1 protein-coding gene is annotated in these 1315 nt (G+C 61.4%); it reads left to right on the top strand.

Annotated elements, in window-relative coordinates:
- The first annotated feature begins 400 nt into the window (after positions 1 to 400).
- Positions 401 to 1288, top strand: coding sequence for a bifunctional DNA primase/polymerase (locus Q4543_RS24355; RefSeq protein WP_303442733.1), 888 nt, complete (start codon positions 401 to 403; stop codon positions 1286 to 1288).
- Positions 1289 to 1315: the final 27 nt, after the last annotated feature.

Below are 1315 nucleotides of genomic sequence, written 5' to 3' on the forward strand. Positions count from 1 at the left end.
GTGACCGAGGCTGTAGGATAAGTGTGTCCGGGGGAAGGGGCAGCTTGGCCATCAGCGGCTTTGTGCAACAGAGCCCATCGGAGTGTCTAAGTCTGGGCCAGATTTAACCAGACTGAGCGGTTCTGGTGGGGACCATCGAACGCCGCTTCGTGAATAAATTTTGCCAAGTCTGTAGGATACGATCACGGCAGCCATGGAACGGGGGGACGTTCAGCCACAAGTGAAGGTGACGCCACGGCTTCACCGCGACGGTCGTTCCAATCAACCCCAAAGGCTCTCCATGAACTCGCATCTTCCTGGAAACATCTTCAGCAACAATGCCCCGCTTTACTGGCAGCACGGCCTCCCGGCTATGCCGCTGATTGCTGGTCAGAAGCGGCCCGCTATCCCCGGATGACAGCTGTTTGCAGACCGCCTCCCCTCGAAAGAGGAAATGGCGGCCTGGCTGCGCGCCTACCCGGACGGAAATATCGGGATGGCGATGGGACCGGCTTCTGGCCTGGTGGCAGTGGACATTGATACCGACGATCCGGTCGTGATCGGCATCCTCGACCGCCTGCTGCCGCCCAGCCCCTGGCATCGGGTCGGGGCCAAGGGCATGGTCCGTATCTTCAAGTTCAGCGGAGAGCGGACCACCCGCATCCAGACCCCCGAGGGCATGATCTGCGAAATCCTGTCGAAGGGCACCCAGATTTGCTTGCCGCCGTCGATCCACCCGGACACGCAGCGGCCCTATACCGCCAACGCCAACCTCTATGACGTGCTCGACAGCGTTCCGAAGCTCATGGTGGGCATCGAGGAGCTGATCCGCGAAGAGCTGATGGAGGCGGGCTACGACGTCGGCAAGGGTGGCACCCTCACGAAGACCATGGACTTCGTCCCTGCCGGGGCGCGCGACAACAAGATGGTCGCCATGGCCGGTCTGCTGGCCCGTGCCGTGCTGCGCGGGGAGCGCAGCCTGAACGACGCCCTGTCCGAGATCGCGCTCTGGGTCGAGGAGAAGGTCGAGCATGTGATCGGTGATCCGATCTCCGTCGAGAAGGCCCAGAAGAAGCTCGTCGAGTTTGTCAACCGCGACGTTCACGGGATCCGCAAGATGGCCCTGCCATCCGGCTGGGATGACGGCCTGGAGATCGCGCAGACCGAGGCTCTGGGGCTTGACATCAGCGAAGACGACGAGAAGTGGTCGATCACCCGGCTGATCAACCAGATGGCGTATGACTTCCAGGAGAACCCGGCGAGCTATTGTCAAATCTGGTGTTTGGGCGGTCATCAAGCGGCGGCCTGATCTTGTGTTGATGGCTTGATGCCGTTG

The organism is Salipiger sp. 1_MG-2023 (assembly GCF_030547555.1).
Lineage (GTDB): Bacteria > Pseudomonadota > Alphaproteobacteria > Rhodobacterales > Rhodobacteraceae > Salipiger.